The organism is Flavobacterium filum DSM 17961 (assembly GCF_000425465.1).
Classification (GTDB): Bacteria; Bacteroidota; Bacteroidia; order Flavobacteriales; family Flavobacteriaceae; genus Flavobacterium; species Flavobacterium filum.
The window spans coordinates 20,658-46,078 of the sequence record NZ_AUDM01000011.1 but is presented as its reverse complement, the minus strand read 5'-3'; the positions used below and the strand labels follow the sequence as shown (position 1 = coordinate 46,078).

21 protein-coding genes and 1 riboswitch are annotated in these 25,421 nt (G+C 33.1%); of the genes, 19 read left to right on the top strand and 2 right to left on the bottom strand.

Translation table 11 applies throughout. From position 1 onward, the window contains the following. Window positions 1-20 precede the first annotated feature (20 nt). Window positions 21-1,271: a methionine adenosyltransferase gene (gene metK, locus H601_RS0107975; protein ID WP_026711019.1), complete on the bottom strand. Its 1,251-nt coding sequence runs from the start codon at window positions 1,269-1,271 to the stop codon at window positions 21-23. A 380-nt stretch (window positions 1,272-1,651) separates the two neighbouring features. Further along, window positions 1,652-1,759: riboswitch (SAM riboswitch) on the top strand. Between the two features lie 259 nt (window positions 1,760-2,018). Here metK and H601_RS16820 point away from each other — a divergent pair. From H601_RS16820 to H601_RS0107950, 5 genes are all read left to right on the top strand, one after another. After that, complete coding sequence (locus H601_RS16820) at window positions 2,019-3,011, top strand: homocysteine S-methyltransferase family protein (RefSeq protein ID WP_026711018.1); 993 nt, start codon at window positions 2,019-2,021, stop codon at window positions 3,009-3,011. Between the two features lie 54 nt (window positions 3,012-3,065). Further along, on the top strand, window positions 3,066-5,753 hold the full coding sequence (gene metH / locus H601_RS0107965) for a methionine synthase (protein ID WP_245571628.1): 2,688 nt from the start codon (window positions 3,066-3,068) through the stop codon (window positions 5,751-5,753). Window positions 5,754-5,817: 64 nt separating this feature from the next. Further along, window positions 5,818-6,774, top strand: a complete 957-nt coding sequence (metF, locus tag H601_RS0107960; RefSeq protein WP_026711016.1) for a methylenetetrahydrofolate reductase [NAD(P)H] — start codon at window positions 5,818-5,820, stop codon at window positions 6,772-6,774. A gap of 73 nt (window positions 6,775-6,847) precedes the next feature. Beyond that, complete coding sequence (locus H601_RS0107955) at window positions 6,848-7,930, top strand: acyloxyacyl hydrolase (protein ID WP_026711015.1); 1,083 nt, start codon at window positions 6,848-6,850, stop codon at window positions 7,928-7,930. Window positions 7,931-7,933: 3 nt separating this feature from the next. Further along, entirely contained in the window at window positions 7,934-8,683 is a 750-nt protein-coding gene (locus H601_RS0107950; protein WP_026711014.1) for a head GIN domain-containing protein, read from the top strand. On the opposite strand, the gene gldA is transcribed toward H601_RS0107950, so the two are convergent. Then, window positions 8,684-9,583: a gliding motility-associated ABC transporter ATP-binding subunit GldA gene (gene gldA, locus H601_RS0107945; RefSeq protein ID WP_026711013.1), complete on the bottom strand. Its 900-nt coding sequence runs from the start codon at window positions 9,581-9,583 to the stop codon at window positions 8,684-8,686. A 258-nt stretch (window positions 9,584-9,841) separates the two neighbouring features. Here gldA and H601_RS0107940 point away from each other — a divergent pair, with 258 nt between their 5' ends. The 14 genes from H601_RS0107940 (at window position 9,842) to aroA (ending at window position 25,337) form a co-directional block, all read left to right on the top strand. Beyond that, window positions 9,842-10,669, top strand: coding sequence for a prephenate dehydratase (locus H601_RS0107940; RefSeq protein ID WP_026711012.1), 828 nt, complete (start codon window positions 9,842-9,844; stop codon window positions 10,667-10,669). Further along, a complete protein-coding gene (locus H601_RS0107935) occupies window positions 10,666-11,811 on the top strand; it encodes a pyridoxal phosphate-dependent aminotransferase (RefSeq protein WP_026711011.1) in 1,146 nt (381 codons plus the stop codon). The genes H601_RS0107940 and H601_RS0107935 overlap by 4 nt, the downstream gene beginning before the upstream one ends. Before the next feature lies 1 nt (window position 11,812). Continuing rightward, window positions 11,813-12,652: a prephenate dehydrogenase gene (locus tag H601_RS0107930; RefSeq protein WP_026711010.1), complete on the top strand. Its 840-nt coding sequence runs from the start codon at window positions 11,813-11,815 to the stop codon at window positions 12,650-12,652. A 69-nt stretch (window positions 12,653-12,721) separates the two neighbouring features. After that, entirely contained in the window at window positions 12,722-13,804 is a 1,083-nt protein-coding gene (locus H601_RS0107925) for a bifunctional 3-deoxy-7-phosphoheptulonate synthase/chorismate mutase type II (RefSeq protein WP_026711009.1), read from the top strand. 86 nt (window positions 13,805-13,890) lie between these two features. Next, complete coding sequence (locus tag H601_RS0107920; RefSeq protein ID WP_026711008.1) at window positions 13,891-15,546, top strand: hypothetical protein; 1,656 nt, start codon at window positions 13,891-13,893, stop codon at window positions 15,544-15,546. Window positions 15,547-15,647: 101 nt separating this feature from the next. Beyond that, window positions 15,648-16,616, top strand: coding sequence for a ribosome small subunit-dependent GTPase A (rsgA, locus tag H601_RS0107915; protein WP_026711007.1), 969 nt, complete (start codon window positions 15,648-15,650; stop codon window positions 16,614-16,616). Window positions 16,617-16,651: 35 nt separating this feature from the next. Further along, window positions 16,652-18,052, top strand: coding sequence for an AAA family ATPase (locus H601_RS0107910; RefSeq protein WP_026711006.1), 1,401 nt, complete (start codon window positions 16,652-16,654; stop codon window positions 18,050-18,052). A gap of 5 nt (window positions 18,053-18,057) precedes the next feature. Then, the gene (locus H601_RS0107905) at window positions 18,058-18,738 is read left to right on the top strand and encodes a DUF4276 family protein (protein ID WP_026711005.1); all 681 of its coding nucleotides are present in this window, start codon (window positions 18,058-18,060) and stop codon (window positions 18,736-18,738) included. Continuing rightward, window positions 18,735-19,187 carry a D-aminoacyl-tRNA deacylase gene (gene dtd, locus H601_RS0107900; protein WP_026711004.1) on the top strand — a complete coding sequence of 151 codons (453 nt, stop codon included), beginning with the start codon at window positions 18,735-18,737 and terminating at the stop codon, window positions 19,185-19,187. The genes H601_RS0107905 and dtd overlap by 4 nt, the downstream gene beginning before the upstream one ends. 96 nt (window positions 19,188-19,283) lie before the next feature. After that, complete coding sequence (locus tag H601_RS0107895) at window positions 19,284-21,176, top strand: DUF3857 domain-containing protein (RefSeq protein WP_026711003.1); 1,893 nt, start codon at window positions 19,284-19,286, stop codon at window positions 21,174-21,176. Window positions 21,177-21,181: 5 nt separating this feature from the next. Next, window positions 21,182-23,182 (top strand): DUF3858 domain-containing protein, encoded by a 2,001-nt coding sequence (locus H601_RS0107890; RefSeq protein ID WP_026711002.1) that lies wholly within the window; start codon window positions 21,182-21,184, stop codon window positions 23,180-23,182. A gap of 71 nt (window positions 23,183-23,253) precedes the next feature. Beyond that, window positions 23,254-23,580, top strand: a complete 327-nt coding sequence (locus H601_RS0107885; protein ID WP_026711001.1) for a nucleotide pyrophosphohydrolase — start codon at window positions 23,254-23,256, stop codon at window positions 23,578-23,580. Between the two features lie 183 nt (window positions 23,581-23,763). Then, window positions 23,764-24,090, top strand: a complete 327-nt coding sequence (locus tag H601_RS0107875) for a DMT family transporter (RefSeq protein ID WP_026711000.1) — start codon at window positions 23,764-23,766, stop codon at window positions 24,088-24,090. Continuing rightward, a complete protein-coding gene (gene aroA, locus H601_RS0107870) occupies window positions 24,090-25,337 on the top strand; it encodes a 3-phosphoshikimate 1-carboxyvinyltransferase (protein ID WP_026710999.1) in 1,248 nt (415 codons plus the stop codon). Before H601_RS0107875 ends, aroA begins: the two co-directional genes overlap by 1 nt. Window positions 25,338-25,421: the final 84 nt, after the last annotated feature.

The window sequence follows — 25,421 nt, the reverse complement described above, 5'->3', positions numbered from 1 at the left end:
TATGGTTGAGTTAGTTAATTTTATAATCCGAATGCTTTTTTAACTTGGTCAACATAATCCAATTTTTCCCAAGTAAACAAATCAACTGTTACCGTTTTTTCTGCTCCATCAGGAGATTTGAAACTTTTTGTTACAGTTTCAGGAGTTCTTCCCATGTGTCCGTAAGCAGCTGTTTCGCTGTAAATAGGATTTCTTAGTTTCAAACGTTGTTCGATAAAATAGGGACGCATGTCGAAAATGCTTTCCACTATCTTACTGATTTCACCATCTTTTAAATTTACTTTTGCTGTACCATACGTATTTACATTGATAGAAGTTGGTTTGGCAACACCAATCGCATACGATACTTGAACCAAAACTTCATCACACAATCCGGCTGCAACCAAGTTTTTCGCAATATGTCTTGTGGCATAAGCGGCACTTCTGTCAACTTTTGATGGATCTTTTCCTGAAAAAGCTCCTCCTCCGTGTGCTCCTTTTCCACCGTAAGTATCTACAATGATTTTTCTACCTGTTAATCCGGTGTCGCCATGAGGCCCTCCAATTACAAATTTGCCGGTAGGATTAATGTGATAGGTAATGTTATCGTTAAATAAATGTGCATATTGTGGATATTTTGCTTTTACTCTTGGAATTAAAATTTCAATCAAATCCGATTTGATTTTAGCTAACATCGCTGCTTCATTGTCAAAATCATCATGTTGAGTAGAAATTACAATAGCATCAATTCTTACGGGTTTGTTATCGTCTGAATATTCTAAAGTTACCTGTGATTTTGCATCTGGGCGTAAGTACTTTATTTCATTGTTTTCTCTGCGAATGGCTGCTAATTCAATCAGTAAAGCATGCGATAAATCTAATGCTAATGGCATGTAATTATCAGTTTCATTGGTAGCGTATCCAAACATCATTCCTTGATCACCGGCCCCTTGCTCTTCTTTGCTTGCTCTGTCAACTCCTTGGTTAATATCAGCAGATTGTTCGTGAATAGCGGAAAGAACACCACACGAGTTGGCCTCAAACATGTATTCGCTTTTAGTGTATCCAATTTTTCTAATCACTTCACGTGCGATAGATTGAACATCTAAATAGGTGTTAGATTTTACTTCACCAGCCAAAATTACTTGTCCGGTTGTAACCAATGTTTCACAAGCTACTTTTGATTCAGCATCAAATGCTAAAAAGTTGTCAATTAATGCGTCTGAAATTTGATCCGCAACTTTGTCTGGATGTCCTTCACTCACAGACTCTGACGTAAATAAATAAGCCATAATATTACTTTAAGTTTAACTGAATTGCTTCAGCATGATTAATACAATAGCGAGAAAAAAAATTGCAGGGTAAAAACTAAAGGAGTATTCTGCTTTAGCATTTTTTTACGAGGTTGCAATCAGTTCAAATTTTTCCTCTTCGATTCGGATGCAAATGTATAAAGACTATTTGATTAAAAAAATATTTTTTTGTTTTTTAGTGTTTTAACCACTTTGCATTATCTTTTTTAGATAAACCTCACTTAAACTGAAATTAAAACTATATATTGTTTATATTTTAGATTATTTTACTGTATTAAAAATTATATTTAAAAATAGTAGAAAAATTTTCTGTTATTTCAAATATCTCTCTATATTTGCCCCGTTCATACACATACTGATCGTTATCACGAAAGCCGGAGGGACTAGACCCTGTGAAAGCTTAGCAACCCTGCAACTGTAGAAGGTGCTACATTCTATCTCGTTCAAAAAACGAGAACAGATAACCCATTTATTTCCTCCTTTTTCTTGATAATTTTTATAGTTAGAAGCTAATCCCGCTTTCCGCTGCAATTTTTTGTGTCATCCGGCTTTTTTTCTACGCTTCAAAAAGAGCTCCCTTTGGTCGCTTTTTAAAAGCAAGAAAAAATACCCGTCTGCCACAAAAAATTTCCGCTTCAATCGGGGCTAGGTGTCAGTGCAACAAATTAGTGGTAGTGAACTTTGCGAAATTCCTTCGTGAACTTCGTGGTTAAATAAAAAAATAAAATGTCAAAAATAGAAAAAGCCATTCAGGAAAGAATCCTCGTCCTCGACGGAGCGATGGGAACAATGTTACAACGAAACAATTTCTCCGAAGAAGATTTTCGAGGCGAACGTTTCAAAGATTTCCCACATCCGCTCAAAGGAAACAATGATTTACTTTCCATCACGCAACCCGAAGCGGTAAAAGCCGTCCATCGAGCCTATTTTCAAGCCGGAGCAGATATCGTAGAAACCAATACTTTCTCCGGAACCACCATCGGAATGGCCGATTATCATCTCGAAGATTTGGTGTACGAACTCAATTACCAATCCGCCAAAATTGCCCGCGAGGTAGCCGATGAATTCACCGATAAACCTCGTTTTGTCGCTGGTTCCATTGGCCCAACCAACCGAACTGCATCGATGAGTCCGGACGTAAACGACCCCGGTTTTCGTGCCGTAACGTTCGACGATTTACGCATTGCCTACAAACAACAAGTCGAAGCTCTAATTTATGGTGGTAGTGATGTTTTATTAGTAGAAACCATCTTCGACACACTCAACGCAAAAGCGGCCCTTTTCGCCATCGAAGAAGTCAAAGAAGAACGAAACCTCGATATTCCGGTTATGGTTTCAGGAACCATCACAGATGCTTCTGGACGTACACTTTCCGGTCAAACCGTAGAAGCTTTTTTAATTTCCATTTCACATATTCCATTATTAAGCATCGGTTTCAATTGTGCTCTAGGTGCCGATCAATTAAAACCGTATTTAAAACGATTAGCACACAATACACAACTCAATATATCCGCTCATCCCAATGCCGGTTTACCCAATGCATTCGGGCAATACGATCAAACTCCGGAAGAAATGCAAGCGTTAATTCGTGAATATTTGCAAGACAATTTAATCAACATTATTGGTGGTTGTTGTGGCACAACGCCGGAACACATCAAATTAATTGCAGAAGTAGCATCGGAATTTAAACCCAGAACCTTAAAACCTGAATTACAGTAATTTTCATGAAATAAATTCGTGAAATTTGTGCAATTCGTGGCAAAAAATAAAAAAATGGCAGAAGCTGATTGTAAAAAATATTTAAAATTATCCGGTCTCGAACCGCTCATTATAACTCCTGAAACGAATTTCGTAAACGTGGGCGAACGAACAAACGTTACCGGTTCACGAAAATTTCTTCGTTTAATCAAAGAAGAAAAGTACGAAGAAGCTCTTGATATTGCTCGTGCTCAAGTAGAAGGCGGTGCCCAAATCATCGATGTCAACATGGACGAAGGAATGTTGGATGGTGTTCAAGCCATGACCAAATTCCTGAATTTAATTGCTGCCGAACCCGATATTGCTCGAGTTCCTGTTATGATTGACAGTTCCAAATGGGAAATCATCGAAGCCGGATTAAAAGTTATTCAAGGAAAAGGAGTCGTCAATTCCATTTCGTTAAAGGAAGGCGAAGAAACCTTTATTCATCACGCCAAATTAATCAAACGTTATGGAGCAGCTGTCATTGTGATGGCTTTTGATGAAAACGGTCAAGCCGATACCTACGAAAGAAGAATTGAAATCTGCAAAAGAAGTTACGATATTTTAGTCGATAAAGTAGGTTTTCCGGCAGAAGATATTATTTTCGACCCTAATATTTTTCCCGTTGCTACCGGAATGGAGGAGCATAGATTAAACGCATTAGATTTTTTCCGAGCCACCAAATGGATTCGTGAAAATCTACCCTACGCAAATGTTTCCGGCGGAGTAAGTAATGTTTCTTTTTCTTTCCGTGGAAACGATAAAGTGCGTGAAGCAATGCATTCCGCTTTCCTATATCACGCTATTCAAAACGGAATGACAATGGGAATTGTGAACCCTGAAATGTTGGAAATTTATGATGAAATCGATAAGAATTTATTAGAACATGTTGAAGATGTTTTATTAAACAGAAGAGAAGATGCGACTGAACGACTTTTAGAATTAGCCGAAAGTTATAAAGGCGATTTTAAAGTCAATGAAAAAGCCATACAAGAATGGAGAAATGGTTCCGTTCAAGAACGATTAACGAATTCATTAGTCAAAGGAATCGATGAGTTCATCGAAATTGATGTGGAAGAAGCCAGACTAAATGCTTCAAAAGCTATCGAAGTTATCGAAATTAATTTAATGGCAGGAATGAATGTCGTTGGCGATTTATTCGGAAGCGGAAAAATGTTTTTGCCACAAGTAGTGAAATCTGCCCGAGTAATGAAAAAAGCAGTGGCTTACTTGCTTCCTTTTATTGAAGAAGAGAAAGATTCAACCGCTTCCTCGTCTGCCGGAAAAGTGTTGATGGCAACCGTAAAAGGCGATGTTCACGATATTGGGAAAAATATTGTTGCAGTCGTTTTGGCTTGTAATAATTTTGAAATCATTGATCTGGGTGTCATGGTTCCACCGGAAAAAATCATCGAAACTGCAATTCGTGAAAACGTGGATATCATTGGTCTAAGCGGATTAATCACACCATCGTTGGATGAAATGGTTTATTTGGCGAAAGAAATGGATAAATTAAACATCAAAATTCCAATTATGATTGGCGGGGCAACAACTTCTCGTGCTCATACAGCTGTAAAAATTGCACCCGAATATAAAGAAACCGTTGTTCACGTAAATGATGCTTCACGAGCAGTTACAGTTGCTACAAATTTATTGCAAACCGAAACAAAAACAGCTTATGCAAAAACGGTTCGAGAAGAGTATGATCATCTTCGTGAAGGTTATTTAAATAGGAGTAGAGAGAAGAATTTCTTATCGATAACCGAAGCCAGAAAAAACAAATTACAACTCAATTGGAAAAATTATCAGCCAACAAAACCCAATTTCATCGGTACAAAAACCGTAGAAGTTGAGTTATCAGAATTGGTCGATTTCATTGATTGGACACCGTTTTTTCAATCGTGGGAATTGTATGGAAAATATCCTACCATTTTAACCGATGAAGTAGTTGGAGAACAAGCCACTCATTTGTTTGCAGATGCTCAAAAAATGTTAGAACAAATCGTCAATGAAAAATGGTTTACAGCAAAAGGAATTTTGGGTATTTTTCCAGCAAATTCGATAAATGATGATGATATAATCATTGGTACAGACGTTGCATGCAACGTCTCTACAACTTTTATCACATTACGTCAACAATCTCAAAAAACTGCCGGAGCACCAAACATCGCTCTTGCCGATTTTATAGCTCCAAAAGAAAGCGGAATTCAAGATTACATCGGCTGTTTTTGTGTGACAACCGGATTTGGTGTAGATGAAAAAGCATCCGAATTTGAAAAACAATTAGACGATTATAACTCCATTTTAGTAAAAGCTTTAGGCGATCGATTAGCAGAAGCTTTTGCTGAATATTTACACCTAAAAGTGCGAAAAGAAATTTGGGGGTATGCTTCTGATGAAAAATTATCCAATGAGGATTTAATAAAAGAAAATTATACCGGAATTCGTCCGGCTCCGGGTTATCCCGCATGCCCGGATCATTTGGAAAAACCAACCATTTGGAAATTGTTAAATGTAGAAGAAGAAATAGGTGTAAAATTAACCGAAAGCATGGCAATGTGGCCGGCAGCATCGGTTTCAGGATATTATTTTGCTCATCCGGAAAGCAAATATTTCGGATTAGGAAAAATAAAAAAAGACCAAGTAGAAGATTACGCAAAACGAAGAAACATCAGTATAGAAATGGCGACAAAATGGCTTTCGCCAAATATAGCAGAGTAAAACCGTTGTCTGTTGTCCGTTATCTGTTAACCGACAACCGACAACCAATAACAGTTAACCGAAAATGAAAGTAACCCAACATATCGAAAACGCCAACGGCAAACCTTTATTCTCCTTTGAAATTTTACCGCCATTAAAAGGGCAAAATATTCAATCTATTTTTGATTCGATTGATCCGTTGATGGAGTTCAATCCACCTTTTATTGATGTAACCTATCATCGGGAAGAATACGAATTCAAAGAATTGCCAAGCGGATTATTACAAAAGAAAATTGTAAAAAAACGTCCAGGAACGGTTGGAATTTGTGCCGGAATTCAAAATAAATATGAGGTAGATGCTATTCCGCATATTTTGTGCGGTGGTTTTACAAAAGAAGACACGGAGAATTTATTAATCGATTTAGATTTTTTAGGCATTGATAATGTCGTGGCTCTTCGTGGAGATGCTTTGAAAAACGAAATTTATTTCAAGCCCGAAAAAGAAGGAAATGAATATGCTTCGGAATTGGTCACACAAATTCATAATCTAAATAAAGGAATTTATTTGGATGAAGATTTACAAAATTCATCGTGTACAAATTTTTGCATTGGCGTTGCCGGTTATCCCGAAAAGCACATGGAAGCTCCAAGTGTGGATAGCGATATTCATTTTCTGAAACAAAAAATAAAAAACGGAGCCGATTACATTATTACTCAAATGTTTTTTGATAACAAACGTTTTTTTGATTTTGTTGCTAAATGCAGAGCTGCCGGAATCACCGTGCCCATTATTCCGGGATTAAAGCCCATTGCCACCAAAAAACAATTGAATTTAATTCCGCATCGATTTAAAGTGGATTTACCAGATGATTTGATAATGGCTGTTGTAAAAGCAAAAGACAATGAAGCTGTCAAACAAATCGGAATCGAATGGTGTACAGCTCAAAGCAAAGAATTGGTTGCAGCCGGAATTCCAGTTTTGCATTACTATTCAATGGGAAAAGCTGAAAACATCAAAGCAATTGCGAAGGATATTTTTTAGCAGAAATTTGAAGAAGCAATAAAATTTCTACACTAATTTTATTCTGTTATATTTGCGGGTATAACTTTTTGTAATGAGGATATTTTTCAGTTGCCTATTTTTTTGTCATTTTTTGTTTGCTCAAGAAAAAACAGAAACTACTTCATTGGATGTGACATATTTTAAAGGTAATGTTTTACCTCATACCGATGATTTACAACATTTTTTAAAAGGACACCCTGATGGAGTTTTTGTGAGCGTTTATCAAAAAACGTATGGACATCAAGAATGGGAAAGAGCATTTAATTATCCGGATTATGGGGGCTACTTTATTTATCAAGATTTTAAAAATGATATTTTAGGAAAAGTATATGCAGCCGGAGCTCTTTATAATTTTTATTTTTTAAATCGACATCTGCAGTTTAAAATTGCACAAGGAGTTGCTTATACTACTGATCCTCATGATAAAGAAGACAATAACAAAAATGCTGCTTTTGGTTCTAAAATCGTAGCAAATACCAATTTCGCATTAAATTATACAACAAAAATTTTCGATAAGTTTGATTTAAAAGCGGGATTATTGTTTACCCATTTTTCAAACGGAAGAATAAAAGCTCCAAATAGTGGCGTAAATACATATGGAATAAATGTTGGTGTTACCTATAATTTCGAAGAACCACTAGAAAAACATGTTGATTCTTTGCCAAAGCAAAAAGTTACAGAACCAATAAAGTATAATTTTGTTTTAAGAGCCGGAATTAGTGAAAGTCCTATTATTGGAAGCGGACAAAAGCCTTTCTATCATCCAGCATTTTATGTTGACAAACGTATCAGTAGAAAAAGTGCTTTTCAATTAGGTACAGAAGTTTTTTTTACGCAATCCTATAAAGAATATATTAAATTTATGGCCATTGCTTATCCCGATGAAGATGTGTCTATTGATACTGATTATAAAAGAGTTGGTGTTTTTGTTGGGTATGAATTATTTATCAATCGTATTTCATTAGAAGCTCAATTGGGATATTATGTATATCAACCTTATAAATCTGATATTCCTGTTTATGATCGATTAGGAATGAAATATTATTTCACCAAAAATATTTATACCGGTTTATCAATCAAAACGCATGTTTTTTTAGCAGAAGCAATGGAATTTTTAATTGGTGTTAGACTTTAAATTATGAAAAAAGCGTTTTACATATTATTGTTTTCTATATTGATATTTAGCTGTGACAATCCTGCAGATTGTGTAAAATCAACCGGAAGAATGGTTACTAAAGAGGTAGAAGTAACTTCTTTTGAAAACATTAGAGTATATAAAGGGATTGGTTTGGTTATCAAACAGGGTGAAAATTATAAAGTTGAAGTTCGTTCAGGTGAAAATTTGATTGATGATATTGATGTAAAAGTGATTGACAATACACTTTTGTTAAAAGATAATACAACTTGTAATTGGGTTCGTGATTACGGACAAACAATCGTTTACATTACGGCACCCAATATCCTTGAAATTAAATCAAAAACGGAACAAAAAATTGTTTCAGACGGATTGTTAACTTATCCTTCCCTTACCTTAATTGCTATGGATAAAGACGGTGATGGTTTAGACGGTGCGGGTACAGGTGATTTTATTTTAGAATTAGAATGTAATCAATTAAGTATTGGTAATAATAATGTAGCAAATTATTATCTTTCAGGAAAAACCATTGATTGTTTTGTAGGTTTTTATAATGGTAATGGTATTCTGAGAGCTGAAAATTTAGAAGTTACAAATTTTGGACTTTACCACAGAGGATTTAATGATATGCATGTGAATGTAATTCAAAACATTACAGGGGATTTATATGCAACAGGGAATTTAGTTATCCATTCTACTCCTTCATCAGTTAATGTAACAAGACACTATCAAGGAAGGATAATTTATAACTAATTACTTTTTTGTTTTTTCTCTGAAAATAGCTTCCAAATTTTTACTTTTCAAATGAATTTGAAGGGTTTTCAAGCCATTTTCATTGGCAAAATCAAATAGTTTTGATCGCATATCCTCTGAAGATAAAAAAGTAATCTCCCAAACAGAATCATTGATTTTTTTAGCAGATTTAAAGTTGGATAATGAATTAAACAATTCTTCTGAAACTGGCTTGTCAAATTCTACTTCAATCACTTGTTCTTGTTCATCAGAGATTAATTTATCCAATTTTTTATCGGTAACAATTTTTCCTTTGTTGATAATGATTACTCGATCACAAATAGCTTCCACCTCTTGCATAATGTGCGTAGAAAGAAAAACAGTCTTGTCTTTTCCGATGTTTATTATCAAATCTCTGATTTCAACCAATTGATTCGGATCTAATCCGGTTGTTGGTTCATCCAAAATTAATACTTCCGGATTGTGCAACAAAGCTGTAGCCAAACCAACACGTTGACGATATCCTTTTGATAATTGACCGATTTTTTTGTGACTTTCAGGGGTCAAACCAGTCAAATCAATCACTTCTTGAATTCTGTTTTTGGAAACTTTATACACATCCGCATTAAAAGCCAAATATTCCCGAACAAATAAATCTAAATATAACGGATTGTGTTCCGGTAGATAGCCAACAATCTTCTGAACTTCTTGATTCGCATTAGCTACATCATAATTATTCACCGAAGCACTACCTTCATCAGCAGTAATGTAAGTGGTCAAAATTTTCATCAATGTCGATTTTCCTGCTCCATTTGGACCCAAAAAACCAACTATTTCTCCTTTTTTTACAGAAAATGAAATGTTGTCTAATGCTTTTTGAGCACCATACATTTTTGAAATATTTTTAACTTCTATTGACATGTAAGACAGATTTAAGGCAAAAGTAAAGTTTTTTATTTAACTCCTTTTTTTTCTAAAAAGTATTTTAATTAAAATAATTTAGTATATTAGCCATTCAAAATCAAATAATGATTTCACACAACACATATTATTTTACTAATTTCTTTTATTTTTTCTTTGGAAAAAAATCGGGATTGGTATTGTGTTATGTAAGGTAAATTTTTAATTCACAACAAATATAAATCCCGATTCAATTTGAGTCGGGATTTTTTTATTTATATGATAACAAAAATAGCAATACAAGGTATAAAAGGTTCATTTCACCATCAAGTGACTGAAAATTATTTTTCTGAACCAACTGATTTGGTAGAGTGTCATTCGTTTGAAAGTCTGGTTAAAAATGTCATCAACGATAAGTCAAGCAAAGGAATTATGGCGTTAGAAAACTCTATCGCCGGTTCGATTATTCCAAATTATGCTTTGATTGACGCTAACAATTTGCATATTATTGGCGAATATTATTTAGACATTCATCATAACCTTTTGGCATTAAAAGGTCAAACAATTGAAGATATAAAGGAAGTGCAATCGCATCCAATGGCGTTGTTGCAATGTGCTGTTTTCTTTTCCAATTATCCGCATATCAAATTAATTGAAAGCATTGATACAGCCGAAACAGCCAAACACATTCAAGAACAAAACTTACTCGGAGTGGCCGCAATTGCAAGTGTAAAAGCAGCAGATTTATATGATTTGGAGATTTTGGCAAAAGATATTCACACCATAAAAAATAACACCACTCGTTTTGTCATCGTAAAATCGGTGAATAAAGAAATTCCAAAAAACGAAATCAATAAAGCTTCCTTGAAATTTGAATTGGAAGACAAACCCGGCAACTTGGCATTTGTGTTGAAAATGATTAGCGATTGTCAACTAAATATGACCAAAATTCAATCATTACCTATTATTGAAACACCTTTTCAATATTCATTTTTTATTGATGTTGTTTTTGATAAATATGAATTTTACGAAAAAGCAAAAATGAATTTACAACAAATAACCAGACATTTTAAAGTATTAGGCGAATATAAAAATGCACGATTATGATAGCAACCGCAGACCGCTTGAATTCGGTTCAAGAATACTATTTTTCCAAAAAATTGCGGGAAGTTAATCAATTGCTTTCCGAAGGAAAACCAATCATTAATATGGGAATTGGCAGTCCGGATTTATTGCCGCATTTTTCTGTAGTGAATGCCATTCAACATTCCATGAACGATAAAAAAGCTCATGAATACCAAAGTTATCAGGGTTTACCTGAACTTCGAAAAGCGATGGCTACTTTCTATCAAAATCAGTTTAATGTTTCGATGGATTTTGCCTCCGAAATTTTGCCTTTAATGGGTTCCAAAGAAGGAATCATGCATGTTTCAATGGCTTTTTTGAACAAATCGGATGAGGTTTTAATTCCAAATCCGGGATATCCAACCTATGCGTCTGTTACAGAATTAGTGCAAGCTAAGCCTGTTTCTTATGATTTAATGGAAGAAAACAATTGGCTTCCAGATTTTGAAGCTCTTGAAAAATTAGATTTAACCAAAGTCAAAATCATGTGGGTTTGTTATCCGCATATGCCAACCGGAGCCAATGCTACAATTGAAGTTTTTGAAAAATTAATTGCGTTCGGAAAAAAACATCATATTTTAATTGTGAATGACAATCCGTATAGTTTTGTTTTGAATGATCATCCTATGTCTATTTTTCAGGTGGAAGGAGCAAAAGATGTCGCTATGGAGCTTAATTCTTTGAGCAAATCGTTCAATATGTCAGGTTGGCGAGTAGGAATGATTTTGGGGAGCAAAACCTTTTTAGATTCCGTTTTAAAAGTGAAAAGCAACATGGATAGCGGCATGTTTTATGGAATTCAAAAAGGAGCAATTGAAGCCTTGAATTTAGATAAAGATTGGTTTGAAAGTCAAAATGAAATTTATACCAAACGAAGAAATTTACTTTTTAAATTGGTTGAAAAATTAGGTTGTTCGTATGATAAAAATAGTGTTGGATTATTCATTTGGGCAAAACTTCCAAACGATGTAATTTCATCTGAAGCATTTATTGATGCCATTTTATCGGAAAAAGATATTTTTATCACACCCGGAACAATTTTCGGCAGTAATGGCGAAGGATATATTCGGTTTTCGTTGTGTATCGAAGAAGAAAAAATTAAGGAAGCTTTAGCACGATTTTGATATGAAAGTAACAATTATTGGTATAGGATTAATTGGTGGTTCAATGGCTTTGGACGTTCAAAGGTTGTATGAAAACGCACTAATTGTTGGAATTGATTCAAATGAAAATCATCTCAACGAGGCATTATCATTGGGATTAATTCATCAAAAAGGAAATTTAGACGATGATCTTGATGGGGATTTTGTCATTTTAGCTGTTCCGGTTGATGTAGCTTTGCTACTTTTGCCGAAAATTCTGGATTGCGTTTCAGACCATACAATTGTAATTGATGTCGGTTCAACCAAAAAACCAATTTGCGAAGTAGTAGAGAATCATCCTAGAAGAAGCAATTTTTTAGCGACACATCCCATTGCAGGAACAGAGTTTTCAGGACCAAATGCGGCCATTGAAAATTTATTTGAAGACAAGGTGAATATTATCTGTGAAATTGAAAAAACAGCCTATAAAAAACAAGAAAAAGCATTAGAATTATTCCGAAATTTGAAGATGCGAATTCGCTATATGGAACCAAAATCGCACGACAAACACATTGCGTATGTTTCACATTTGTCGCACATCAGTTCATTTATGCTAGGGAAAACCGTTATCGAAAAAGAAAAAGACGAAAAAGATATTTTCGATATGGCCGGAAGTGGATTTGAAAGTACTGTTCGATTGGCTAAAAGTTCACCTTCAATGTGGACACCCATTTTTAAACAAAATAAAAAACAAATTGTCAAATCGTTAGAAGAGTATATCGTTAATTTATCATCTTTTAAATCATTTTTAGAATCAGATGATTACGAAGCCATTTTTAATGAAATGAAAAACACTAACAGAATTAAAGAAATTTTAAAATGAAAAGTTGTCTGTTGTCCGTTATCAGTTATCTGACAACCGACAACCGACAACCGATAACCGATAACAGCTATGAAAAACGATAAAAATTTAAAAAACTGGTTAACCGATTTTCAATTAGATCATCCGTTAGTAATTGCAGGACCTTGCAGTGCAGAAACTGAAGAACAAGTAGTAAAAATTGCTCATGAATTAAAAAATTCTGATGTAAGTATTTTTCGTGCCGGAATTTGGAAACCACGAACTCGACCCGGCGGATTTGAAGGAGTAGGAGCGATTGGTTTAAAATGGCTGCAAAAAGCCAAAGCAGAGACAGGTTTGCTTATGGCAATAGAAGTTGCCAATGCGGCTCACGTAAAATTAGCTTTAGAACACGATATCGATGTGTTGTGGATTGGAGCCAGAACCACCGTGAATCCTTTTGCCGTTCAAGAAATTGCCGATGCTTTGGAAGGAACCGATAAAATTGTACTACTAAAAAACCCTGTCAACCCCGATTTATCTTTGTGGATTGGTGGTTTAGAGCGATTGTATAATGCCAACATCAAAAAATTAGGCGTAATTCATCGTGGATTTTCAACGTATGAAAAAACAAAATACCGTAATAATCCGGAGTGGCAAATTGCGATTGATATGCAAAACAGATTTCCAGATTTGCCTTTAATTTGTGATCCTTCGCATATTACCGGAAAGCGAGATATGATTCAGGAAGTGTCGCAGCAAGCCTTGGATTTGAATTATGACGGATTAATCATCGAAACACATATTGATCCTGATAATGCCTGGAGTGATGCAGCTCAACAAGTGACACCAACTGTTTTGAAACAAATTTTCCACGATTTACGCGTTCGGAAAGAAACCGATGAAGCCGATGATTATACGATGAGAATGAATAAATTACGTACTCAAATAGATGAATTTGATAGTAAAATTCTAGAGATTTTAGGAGGAAGAATGAAGATTGCGGATCAAATTGGTTCATTGAAGAAAGAAAAAAATGTAGCGATTTTACAAAATAGAAGATGGCAAGAAATTTTAGATAAAATGATTGCAGAAGGAAGTCAAAAAGGATTGAGTGAAGATTTTATAGTGCAACTTTTTAAAGCAATTCATCAGGAAAGTATCGATCATCAAGAGAAGATTATAAATAAATGAGAGAAATATAATTTGCAAATCATCATGTTTTTCGTACTATTGTGCAATATTAGTTTTAATTATAACATATAAATTGTAACAGAAAAATGAGAAAATTTCTTTTAAGTTTTGTTTTTATTGCGTTGGTAAGTTTAATTGGAAATGCACAGAACAAAATTGAAAAAATCAGCATGACCTATGGAGAAGAATTGCCAGAAGACAAACAAAAAATTGTCAAAATCATAGGAGAACACAACAATAAAATTTATGCATTAGGTTTGAAAGATAAAGAAGACTACTTTTTGAAAGTATTTGAATCGGCTTCTATGAAACCTATTTCTTCTAATCAAATAGTAATCCCTCAAATTTCTGATAGAGAGATTGATTTTGAAGATATATTCTTGTTAAACGGGAAGTTATATGCTATTGGTAGTGTTTTTAACAAAAAAGATAAAATTTTTAATTTAGTTGGTTCTGAAATTTCTGAAAAAGGTGTAATGAGTAAAAAATCAACTACACTTTTTGATGCTTCAGTTGCTAAAAAATCTGAACGGGGTAGTTTTTATTTCAAACTTTCTCAGGATGAAGGTGCTTTGTTAATTATGCATGCATCAAAATTCCCAAAAGAAGACGCTGTAAAATATGATGTAAGATTGTTTGATGATTATTTAACTACTTTATTTAAATATGAAGAAAAGGTGGTTTTTGATGACAATAAAAAAGATTTTGAATTTTCTATATCAGATTTTGAATTGAATTATCAAGATGACGTTTTTATTGTTATTAATGAAAGTTATAGAGATAGTAAAAAGAAAGAACAAGTTGAAAAATTTCAAGTCCATGTTTTTAAAAGAGCAAATGGATATAAAAAAGAAGTTGTTGATATCAATATTAAAGGAAAAGAAATCATTAACTGTAAAATGATGTCTACTAATAATAATTCGCTACAATTGGTTGGGTTTTATTCTAGTGTTAGAGATAATGGAAAGGCAAATAAAGAACTGAAAGGGATTTATAATGCAACGGTTAATTTGACGAATAATACTAATGATAATCTAAAGTTCAATGAGTTTGATTACCCTACAAAAGTGAAGTTATTAGGGGAAAGAAGAGCTAAAAAGGGGAAAGATGTTAAGCCTTTGTATAATATTACACATATTATTGAAAAAAATGATGGCGGTTTAATTGTGTTGTCTGAATATCAATTAGTTATAGTGGGAAGTTCTCAGGGGATTGGTCCTCTTGCGTTTACACCTGTAACATATGTTAAAAATGAAATTATTATAACTTCATTAAAACCTGACGGTTCGTTAGATTGGAGTAATGTGCTTCCAAAAGAACAATCTGCAGCAATTACAACAATGTCTATTGGTTTAGGATTTTCAGGAAGTAGTGGAAGTTTTACAGTTGGAGGTTCAATTATGATACCTTTGACACAAATGGGTAAAGGACCGGAATATTTAGGTGCAATTCCAATTTATAAAAATGGTATTTTGAATATAATTTTTAATGATAACGTAAAAAACAAAGGTATTACAGATATTGAAAAAATAAAATCACTTGGAAATTATAATAATGCAGTACCAACGTTATTTATTTTTGATGACAAAGGTTCTATTACCAGAAAGGATCCTGAAGAGGTTATTAAAAATGAATTAGTTTTAAGGCCGGGTGTTTATTATAGAAAAAGTCAAAATGAATTAATCACTTACTCTTCCAGAAAAAAGCAAGACAGATTAGGAAGGTTGATTCTAGAAAACTAAAATAGAGAGGTTGTCCAAAAAAGGGCAACCTTTTTTATATAAATTAGTTTTTACTACAATTCAAAGTATGTTTTTTACCTTTGTAAGAATTATTAAATTAGATGACAGGAATCGTTTATAAATCTACCGGGAGTTGGTACACCGTTAAAGCCGAAAACAATCAGTTTTATGATTGCCGGATTAAGGGGAAATTCCGTATGAAAGGAATCAAAAGTACCAACCCAATTGCGGTGGGCGATGTTGTTGATTTTGAAATTGATGAAACTTCTGATGCGGTTACCGGAAATATTCATAACATTCATGATAGAAAGAATTATATTGTTCGAAAGTCGGTTAATCTTTCTAAGCAAACGCATATTATTGCCTCCAATATTGATATTGTTTTTTTATTGGTTACGATAAATAATCCAGTAACAACTACGAGTTTTATAGATCGATTTTTAGTTACTGCCGAGGCCTATCACATCAAAGCTGTGTTGGTTTTTAATAAAATTGACACCTACGATGATGCAACTTTGGATGATCAATTGTTTTTGCAATACATTTATTCTCAAATTGGTTATGAATGCCTTCGGGTTTCGGCTACAGCCGGAAAGGGATTAGTAGAACTAAAAAAAATGATGGAAGGAAAAGTATGTATGTTTTCCGGTCATTCCGGAGTTGGGAAATCAACTTTAGTCAATGCTTTAGAACCTAATCTGAATTTAAAAACAAAAGAAATATCTGACTTACATCAACAAGGACAGCATACCACAACGTTTGCTGAAATGTTTGATTTGTCATTTGAAGCAAAAATTATTGATACGCCCGGAATTCGCGGATTTGGTATTGTGGACATGGAAAAATCAGAAATCAAAGGCTATTTTCCGGAGTTTTTTGCGTTGGAAAATCAATGTAAATTCAATAATTGTTTACACAAAGATGAGCCGCATTGTGCGGTAAAAAAAGCCTTAGAAGACGACAAAATTGCATGGTCGCGATACAAAAGTTATCTCCAGATTTTAGAAGGTGACGAAGAACAATACCGAAATGACATTTATGCAGAGGGAAGAAATCAGGATTTTGATTAATAAAGCATTATATTTGAAATTAAATTTTCTTTACTATGATAACATATCTCAAAATTAACGGATTTAAATCCTTTCATAATTTTGAAATGGAATTCACCCCATTTACAGTGATTGCAGGAGCAAATGCCTCAGGTAAAAGCAATTTGTTTGATGCGTTGACTTTGTTATCTCGACTTGCTGACACTGATAATTTAAAGAGAGCATTTAGTGAACAAAGAGGAGAATTTATCGAATTATTTACGCAATATGGAGATGACAATTATGCTAATGAAATGGAATTTGTCATAGAAATGTTAGTTAATAAAAATGTTAAAGACGCCTGGGGAAATGAAGCTAAGTTAAAATATACAAGACTTAGATATGAGCTTTCAATTAAGAGAATAACTAATCAATCTGGAATTCAAGACTTGGCTGTTTCTAAAGAAAATCTTTTTAAATTAAATCATCAAGAAGATAAATGGGTTACAACTATTCTCCCAAAAAAATCTTTAGAGTTTTGGAGACCTAAGGTAGGTACTGGCAAAAGAGGAATTCCTTACATTGAAAGTGTAAATGAAAATGGAATAGATATAATCCAAGTACCACAAGATGGAACAACTGGAAATAAAAGAAGATTCCCTCTAAGTAATGCAACAAGAACTGTTTTAAGTAGTTTTGATACCGTAGATTTTCCTCACGTATTAGCAGCCAAAGAAGAAATGAAAAGTTGGAAATTTTTGCAATTAAATCCGGAAGATTTAAGACAAGCTACGAGCAAAAATAATGGTGAAGACACTATCTCTGTAAGTGGGAAAAATCTAGCTGCGGCATTATTTAGAATTAAACAAACAGATAAATATTCTTTAAAAGAAATTTCAAGAAAACTAAATAGTTTCTTACCAAATTTTGTTGAGGTAGATGTGATTGATGATAATGAAAATAAACAATATTTAATCAAACTTAAAGACGTTGATAAAAAAGAATTCTCTTCACGAGTTCTCTCAGAAGGAACTTTAAGAGTTTTGGCATTGTGCATATTAGAATATGATGAAAAGCATACAGGATTACTTTGCTTTGAAGAACCTGAAAATGGTATTCATCCCTTTAGAATTAAAGCCATGACTGAACTTTTAAAAGATTTAACAGTTGATTTTAACGAAATTGATATTCCATTACGACAAGTCATCGTCAACACCCATTCTCCGGTTTTAGTGGGGAATATGGAAACTTGGAAAAAAGATTCCAATGTTAGTATATGGTATGCTCAAATGAGAAATTCCATTGTTGAATTAAATGGGAAAAGATTAAAGCTTAATTCAACAAAAATAAGTCCGGTTATAAAAGATAATTCTATTCAACAATTAAGTTTAATTTTTTCTGAGCAAGATAGAAAATTAACGTTGTCCTTAGTGAATGATTATTTAAAAACCGCACAATTTGAAGATACAATTTTTTAAACGCCATGAGTAATTTTATTTTAGCCGGATTATATACAGAGGGAAAAACAGATATTAGATTTTTGTCTAGTGTGGTTGAAAGAACACTATTTGAAATAGCCTATGATTGCACCGGTGACATTGAAACAGAACTTGTAATTTTAGACTTTAATAAAAAAGGAATGAGTTTTAACGAACAAGTTCAATATGCATCTAAGCTAGGTCAAGAAAAATACGGAATTTTACTTTTATTTATTCATACGGATTCAGATGATGAAAATGATGATTTAGTTTTAAATACAAAAATTAATCCTGCTTTAGAATTATTATTACAGAAGGGTAATGATGAATATTGTAAAAACTTAGTTGCAATTGTTCCAATACAAATGACAGAATCTTGGATGATAGCTGATAGAGATTTATTAAAAGACGAAATTGGTATAGCCAAAACAGATGCAGAACTAGGAATTCATCTTAATCCTGAATTAATTAAGAATCCTAAATTTTTAATTGAAGATATAATTAGACTTTCCAAAGAAGATTTAACAAAAAGAAAGAGAAATAAAGGCTTAGATATATCAGATTTATATCAAATAATTGGACAGAGTATTGATTTGTCAAAATTAGATAATTTATCATCATATATAAAGTTTAAAAATTCATTAATTGAAAAACTAAAGGAGTTGAACTTCTATCATAATAAATGAAAGCCGTTATTCAAAGAGTTTCACAGTCATCAGTAACCATTGATGGAGAAATTGTGGCTTCCATCCAAAAAGGATTATTGATTTTGGTGGGAATTGAAGAAGTAGATACTAAGGAAGACATCGAATGGCTTTCGTCTAAAATTGTCAACCTTCGCATCTTTGGTGATGAAAATGACGTGATGAATTTATCCGTGAAAGATATAGATGGAGATATAATCGTTGTAAGTCAATTTACACTTCATGCTTCTACCAAAAAAGGAAATCGGCCATCTTACATTAAAGCAGCAAAACCCGAATTTGCGATTCCACTTTACAATCAATTTATTCAACAAGTCGAAAAAGACTTAGCAAAAAAAGTACAAACCGGGCAGTTTGGTGCAGACATGAAAGTCTCACTTTTAAACGATGGACCGGTTACGATTCTAATCGACACGAAAAACAAAGAGTAATTTGTTTTTTACAAAAATTGTGTTAAATTTGAAAAACACAATTTCCAAAAAAAGTATATCACGCAATTTTCATTGCATAATTTTTCATGTATTTATATGTGTCAACGTCTTTTTGTATCCTTTTTTCTTCTTTTTCAAATCATATCTCATGCCCAAAATTTAACTTCAATCGATGTTTCGGCTGAACTTAAAGAGAATGCAGATGCTGTGATTAAAAAACTTGAGGAGAAATTAGAAATCAAAAAATTTAATTTATATGCTTATCAAGTCACTAAAACCGTTATAGTATATAATGAAATAGGTTATCAAAAGAACATACCTTATTTGAATTATGATGATAAGACTTCCATCAAAAAATTAGAAGTTAAGATTTACAACAACTACGGTATAGAAATTAAAAAATTCAAAAAAAATGATTTTAAGGATGTATCTTCAAATGATGCAATCACCATTCAGTCAGATGATAGACTAAAATACATTGAATATACGCCAATAAATTATCCTTTTATTATTCAATTTGATTACAGTTATGAATCGTCTGATACTGCCTTTCTGCCAAGATGGTCACCGTTTGAAAATTATGGTATTGCTATTGAAAATGCCTCTTTTGAATTGATTGTTCAACCAGAAATCAAATGCAATGTTTTAGATAAAAATTTTGAAAATTTTAAAGTGGAAAAGAAGAATGAAGGTAATGCAACTGTTTATCGATTGAGTAATTTAAAATCTTTAAAAAGAGAAAGTTACAGCATTCCTAGCCATGAATTTTTTCCAATATCGTATTTTGCTTTAAATCATTTTAGTTTAAAAGGAAAAGAAGGAAAAGCCAATAATTGGGAAGAATTAGGAAAATGGTTTTATGATGACCTTTACAAAACACAATTTGAATTACCTGAAACAACCATACAAAAAATTAAGCAATTGACTTCAAATGCAAATACTGATGAGGAAAAGGCAAAAATAGTGTATAAATATGTACAAGATAAAACACGTTATGTGTCTATTCAATTAGGAATAGGTGGTTGGCAGCCCATGAAAGCAGCCGATGTAGATAGATTAGGTTATGGTGACTGTAAAGGTTTGACCAACTACACTTTTGCATTATTAAAAGCGGTGGGTATAAATGCATATCATACGATTATTTCAAATGATGCGGATAAAAAAGATTTTATAACTGAAATGCCATTTTTACAAGGAAATCACATGATATTGTGTATTCCCGGAAAAGAAAATATTTGGTTAGAGTGTACTAGTCAAAAGAGTGCATTTGGAGAAATTGGTTCAAGTAATGAAGATAGAAAAGTGTTAGTCGTTACGCCTGAAGGAGGCAAGATTGAAAAAACAAAAAAGTATGATGAAAAAGAGAATGTTATCTATTCAAAAGCTACTGTTGCTTTGTTTTCTGATGCTAAAATGAAAGCGAATTTAGACAAGGTTTTTAAAGGGATAACTGTTGAGAGTAGATATGCTTTAGAATACAAAACAGAAAATGAACGAAAAGATTTTTATAGAGAAATTTGGGATTATTATAATCCGATTATGCTAAAAGAATTTTCAACCAAAAGGAATAATGAAGCAAAAACTTGGGAAGAAAAATTCGATTTAGAAGTGGAAAAATTTGCTCTTAAAAATGCAAATCAATTGATTGTAAATGTAAATCCGTTTTCAAGATGGGAAAATATTCCGGATAAAATTCGAACAAGAAAGCAACCTGTAAACATCAAGAGAGGTTTTACAGAATTTGACGAAATTGAATTTTTATTACCGGAAAATTCAAAAATTGAAGCATTGCCACAAAACACATTGCTTGAAACAAAATTCGGTATATATCAATTTGACATAACCGTTAATGAACATAAAATTGTTTATAAAAGAAAGTTTACACTTTTTGAGGCTCAACATAACAATACTGATTATAATGATTTCAGAAATTTTTTAATCGAAGTAAACAAATTTGATAATGCCAAATTTTTAATTCAACTAAACTAATAAATATGAAAAAGCTACTTATTTTAAATGCATTGTTTTTCTTTTTGATATCAACTGCACAAGAATTTAAATTAGAAAAAATTACAATAGCAGATTTAGAACAAAAAGAACATGAAACAGATAAAAATGCAAATGCTACCATTTTGTATAAAAGGCAACACGTTTATTATGAATTTGACCAAAATAAAGGGCAATTTGTTCAAATAAAAGATATTATTTTTAGAATAAAAATTTATAAACAAGAAGGTTTTTCATATGCGGAAAGCACAGAGTATTTATACAGAATACCAACAAATAGCGAATTTATTTCTAGAGTTGATGGTGTTACATATAATATTGAAAATGGTAAAATTGTTGAAACAAAATTAAAAAAAGACCAGGTTTTTGAAAATAAAATATCTGAAAACACCACAGAGGTTAAGTTTACAATGCCAAATTTAAAGCCTGGCTGTATAATTGAATATCGATACAAAGTTACTTCACCATTTAGTCAAAATATTGATGAAATATTATGTCAATATTCAATTCCTTTGAATGTTTTAGATATAAAGATTTCAATTCCTGAGTATTATGTGTTTAGACCAAATATAAAAGGATATTTACCTTTGAATCTAAAAAAATATGCTTCTCAAGGTAAAATCACATACACTGGGTTTGAAAATTCAGGATCATCAAAAGCTAAAGCATATAAAGAAGAAATACCTTATATAAATAATGTTTATGAAATAATCTCCAGAAATATTCCGTCGCTTGAAGAAGAACCATATGTTACAAATATGGACAATTACCGTTCTTCCTATAGTATGGAGTTGCAATCTACAAAGTTTCCTGGTGGTAATTTTAATAACTATGCTCAATCCTGGGAGGATGTAGCAAAATCCATTTTCTTCAGAGAAGATTTTGGTAAAGAATTAAAAAAAACTGGCTATTTTGAAAATGAATTAAATCTAATTTTAAGTGAGGGAACTTCTCAACAAGAAAAATTAGTAAAAATTCTAGAGTTTTGTAAACAAAAAGTAAAATGGAATGAAAAAAATGGTTTTACTTGTAAAACTGGTGTAAAAGAAGCATATAAACTTGGTTCTGGAAATACAGCTGAGGTCAATCTAAATTTAATTAATATGTTAAATGCTTCCGGTTTTGATGCAAATCCGGTTTTAGTAAGCACGCGAAAACACGGAATTCCTTTGTTTCCAACACGAGATGGTTTTAATTATGTAGTGGCAAGTGTAACATTACCAAATGGAATGGTTCTTTTGGACGCTACAGATCCTTTTTCAACTGTTAATATGTTGCCTGAAAGAGCGTTGAATTGGAAAGGACGATTAATCAAAAAGAATGGTGATAACGAAGAAATTTCACTTTTTGTTACTACACCAAGCCAAGATAACGGTTTTGTTAGTTTTACATTAGATTCAAATGCAAAACTTACCGGCAAGTTTAGAAGACAATTGACAAACTATAAAGCTAAAAGATTTAGAGAAAATTTTATAGGCAAGTCTAAAGAGAATTGGTTAGATGAATTAGAAAATAATTATAAAAATTTATCTTTAGATAATTATGAAGTAACTAACGATAAAGAAATTTATCAACCAATAAACGAAACATATTCATTTTCGGCTGATCAAAGTGCAGATATAGTTGGGAATTCTATATTGTTTAAGCCTTTGTTCTTTCAAACAACCAAATCAAATCCCTTTGTTTCAGAAACAAGAGCATTTCCTATTGATTTCATTTATCCAACTAAGTCAAAATATAGTTATACCATAAATATTCCAGACGGATATTCAATTGAAACCATTCCCACATCCATTAATATTGGATTACCGGACAATATGGGAAGCTATAAATATGTTATACAAAAAGCCGAAAAAAGTATTCAAATTATGGTACAATACGAAATTTTAGTTTCCTACATTGCTCAAACAGAATATGAAGCTGTTAAAGATTTTTTCAAGCAAATTGTTGACAAAGAAAATGAACAAGTGGTGTTAAAAAAGCTGTAAAATAATTTTTTGTTGTTACTTTTGAGGGAATTAAAAACATACTTAATTAGTTATTTTTTATACATATTTAAATGAACCTCCAAAACGCCCAACTTGAAGTAGACAACTGGATCAAAAACCACGGTGTTCGCTATTTTAACGAATTAACCAATATGGCTCAACTTACCGAAGAAGTAGGAGAGGTAGCCCGAATCATCGCCCGACGTTATGGCGAACAATCCGAAAAAGAAAGCGATAAAAATAAAGATCTTGGCGAAGAATTAGCCGATGTGGTCTTTGTAGTGCTTTGCCTCGCCAACCAAACAGGTGTTGATTTGCAAGCTGCATTTGATAAAAAAATGGACTTGAAAACCAAACGTGACCACGACCGTCATCACAATAACGAGAAATTGAAATAGATTGAAAAAGAAAGTCATTCATTTCATAACCGCTTTGATTATTTACGGACTCATAGGTTGGTTAATGACTTATTTTTTGCAAGATGAAAACCATAATCCCTGGTTTTTTATACTTTTTTGGGCAGTTTCCATGGCTTTGGCCGAATTGTTTATCTTTGAAAAAATAAGAAACAGAAAAAAGAAGTGAACTGGATTCTACTTATCATCGCCGGTTTATTTGAAGTGGCTTTTGCCGCGTGTTTAGGCAAAGCCAAAGAAGCCAACGGAACAACCATGTGGTTGTGGTATGGCGGATTTTTAGTCTGCCTTACAATCAGTATGGTTTTACTGGTCAAAGTAACCAAAGAATTACCCATCGGAACCGCTTATGCTGTTTGGACAGGAATCGGAGCCGTTGGAAGTGTGCTTGTTGGTATATTTCTATTCAAAGAACCTGCCACGTTTTGGCGTGTATTTTTTATCAGCACCCTAATCATCTCCATCATCGGACTTAAAGTTGTGACTAAATAATGGATGTTAAACTTCAACAATCAGCAATCAACAATCAGCAATCGTTAATTACAATCACCGGTTCCAAATCTGAAACCAACCGATTGTTATTGCTCCAAGCACTATATCCCAACTTAGTTCTAGAAAACACCTCTAATTCTGATGACTCTGATGTAATGCTCAAAGCCATCCAAAAACAGACAACAGACAACAGACAACAGACAACCATAATCGACATCCACCATGCCGGCACCGCCATGCGATTTCTCACCGCCTATTTTGCCATCCAAGAAGGAAATGAAGTAATATTAACCGGTTCGTCAAGAATGAAAGAGCGTCCCATCAAAATTCTCGTTGAAGCTCTTCAACAACTAGGTGCCGAAATCAGTTACATAGAAAATCAAGGTTTTCCACCCATTCGTATCAAAGGCAAAAAAAATACTCAAAATAAAGTTGCTCTTCAAGCAAACGTGAGTAGTCAATATATTTCAGCTTTATTATTAATTGCACCCAAACTTGAAAACGGTCTCGAGTTAACTTTAGAAGGAGAAATCACGTCAATTCCCTACATCAAAATGACATTGGCGTTACTTAATGAAATTGGAGTAGAAACATCTTTTATTGAAAATAAAATCAAAATTAATCCACTCCCAACTCCTAACTCCCAACTCCTAACTATCGAGTCGGATTGGTCTTCCGCTTCCTACTGGTATTCCATCATCGCATTATCTCCAATCGGAACCCAAGTTACGCTTTCAAGTTACAAACAAAACAGTTTACAAGGTGATGCTGCCCTTGTCGAAATCTATAAAAGTTTCGGAGTAGAAACGATTTTTAATATCAATCAAACAATAACAATTTCAAAAGCAATCACCCATCACCGATCACCGATCACCTTTAACCTAAACAATTCCCCCGATATCGCCCAAACCATCGCCGTAACCTGTTTCGGACTAGGAATGGGTTGCCATTTAACCGGATTACACACACTTAAAATCAAAGAGACGGATAGATTAGAAGCGTTAAAAAATGAATTGACAAAACTTGGAGCTAATGTTTCTGTTACCAATGATAGTTTAACTTTGGAACCATCAGAAAAAATAAACAAAAAAATCAGCGTCAAAACCTACCAAGATCACCGCATGGCCATGGCCTTTGCACCATTAGCCTTAAAGACACCTATTAGTATAGAAGAAGCCGAAGTCGTCTCAAAATCTTATCCTACTTTTTGGGATGATCTTGAAAAATTCGGATTTCAAATTAGTTAATAAACCAAATTTTCACAAAAAATTAAACTCAGAAACTCAGAAACTCAGCGACTCAGCCACTTATTAAAAAAATAAACCACAAAA

What these genes read in the sequence shown, in the direction of transcription:
- metK (WP_026711019.1), bottom strand. Translation starts at nt 1,271, where the DNA reads ATGGCTTATTTATTTACGTCAGAGTCTGTGAGTGAAGGACATCCAGAC.
- H601_RS16820 (WP_026711018.1), top strand. Translation starts at nt 2,019, where the DNA reads ATGTCAAAAATAGAAAAAGCCATTCAGGAAAGAATCCTCGTCCTCGAC.
- metH (WP_245571628.1), top strand. Translation starts at nt 3,066, where the DNA reads ATGGCAGAAGCTGATTGTAAAAAATATTTAAAATTATCCGGTCTCGAA.
- metF (WP_026711016.1), top strand. Translation starts at nt 5,818, where the DNA reads ATGAAAGTAACCCAACATATCGAAAACGCCAACGGCAAACCTTTATTC.
- H601_RS0107955 (WP_026711015.1), top strand. Translation starts at nt 6,848, where the DNA reads ATGAGGATATTTTTCAGTTGCCTATTTTTTTGTCATTTTTTGTTTGCT.
- H601_RS0107950 (WP_026711014.1), top strand. Translation starts at nt 7,934, where the DNA reads ATGAAAAAAGCGTTTTACATATTATTGTTTTCTATATTGATATTTAGC.
- gldA (WP_026711013.1), bottom strand. Translation starts at nt 9,583, where the DNA reads ATGTCAATAGAAGTTAAAAATATTTCAAAAATGTATGGTGCTCAAAAA.
- H601_RS0107940 (WP_026711012.1), top strand. Translation starts at nt 9,842, where the DNA reads ATGATAACAAAAATAGCAATACAAGGTATAAAAGGTTCATTTCACCAT.
- H601_RS0107935 (WP_026711011.1), top strand. Translation starts at nt 10,666, where the DNA reads ATGATAGCAACCGCAGACCGCTTGAATTCGGTTCAAGAATACTATTTT.
- H601_RS0107930 (WP_026711010.1), top strand. Translation starts at nt 11,813, where the DNA reads ATGAAAGTAACAATTATTGGTATAGGATTAATTGGTGGTTCAATGGCT.
- H601_RS0107925 (WP_026711009.1), top strand. Translation starts at nt 12,722, where the DNA reads ATGAAAAACGATAAAAATTTAAAAAACTGGTTAACCGATTTTCAATTA.
- H601_RS0107920 (WP_026711008.1), top strand. Translation starts at nt 13,891, where the DNA reads ATGAGAAAATTTCTTTTAAGTTTTGTTTTTATTGCGTTGGTAAGTTTA.
- rsgA (WP_026711007.1), top strand. Translation starts at nt 15,648, where the DNA reads ATGACAGGAATCGTTTATAAATCTACCGGGAGTTGGTACACCGTTAAA.
- H601_RS0107910 (WP_026711006.1), top strand. Translation starts at nt 16,652, where the DNA reads ATGATAACATATCTCAAAATTAACGGATTTAAATCCTTTCATAATTTT.
- H601_RS0107905 (WP_026711005.1), top strand. Translation starts at nt 18,058, where the DNA reads ATGAGTAATTTTATTTTAGCCGGATTATATACAGAGGGAAAAACAGAT.
- dtd (WP_026711004.1), top strand. Translation starts at nt 18,735, where the DNA reads ATGAAAGCCGTTATTCAAAGAGTTTCACAGTCATCAGTAACCATTGAT.
- H601_RS0107895 (WP_026711003.1), top strand. Translation starts at nt 19,284, where the DNA reads ATGTGTCAACGTCTTTTTGTATCCTTTTTTCTTCTTTTTCAAATCATA.
- H601_RS0107890 (WP_026711002.1), top strand. Translation starts at nt 21,182, where the DNA reads ATGAAAAAGCTACTTATTTTAAATGCATTGTTTTTCTTTTTGATATCA.
- H601_RS0107885 (WP_026711001.1), top strand. Translation starts at nt 23,254, where the DNA reads ATGAACCTCCAAAACGCCCAACTTGAAGTAGACAACTGGATCAAAAAC.
- aroA (WP_026710999.1), top strand. Translation starts at nt 24,090, where the DNA reads ATGGATGTTAAACTTCAACAATCAGCAATCAACAATCAGCAATCGTTA.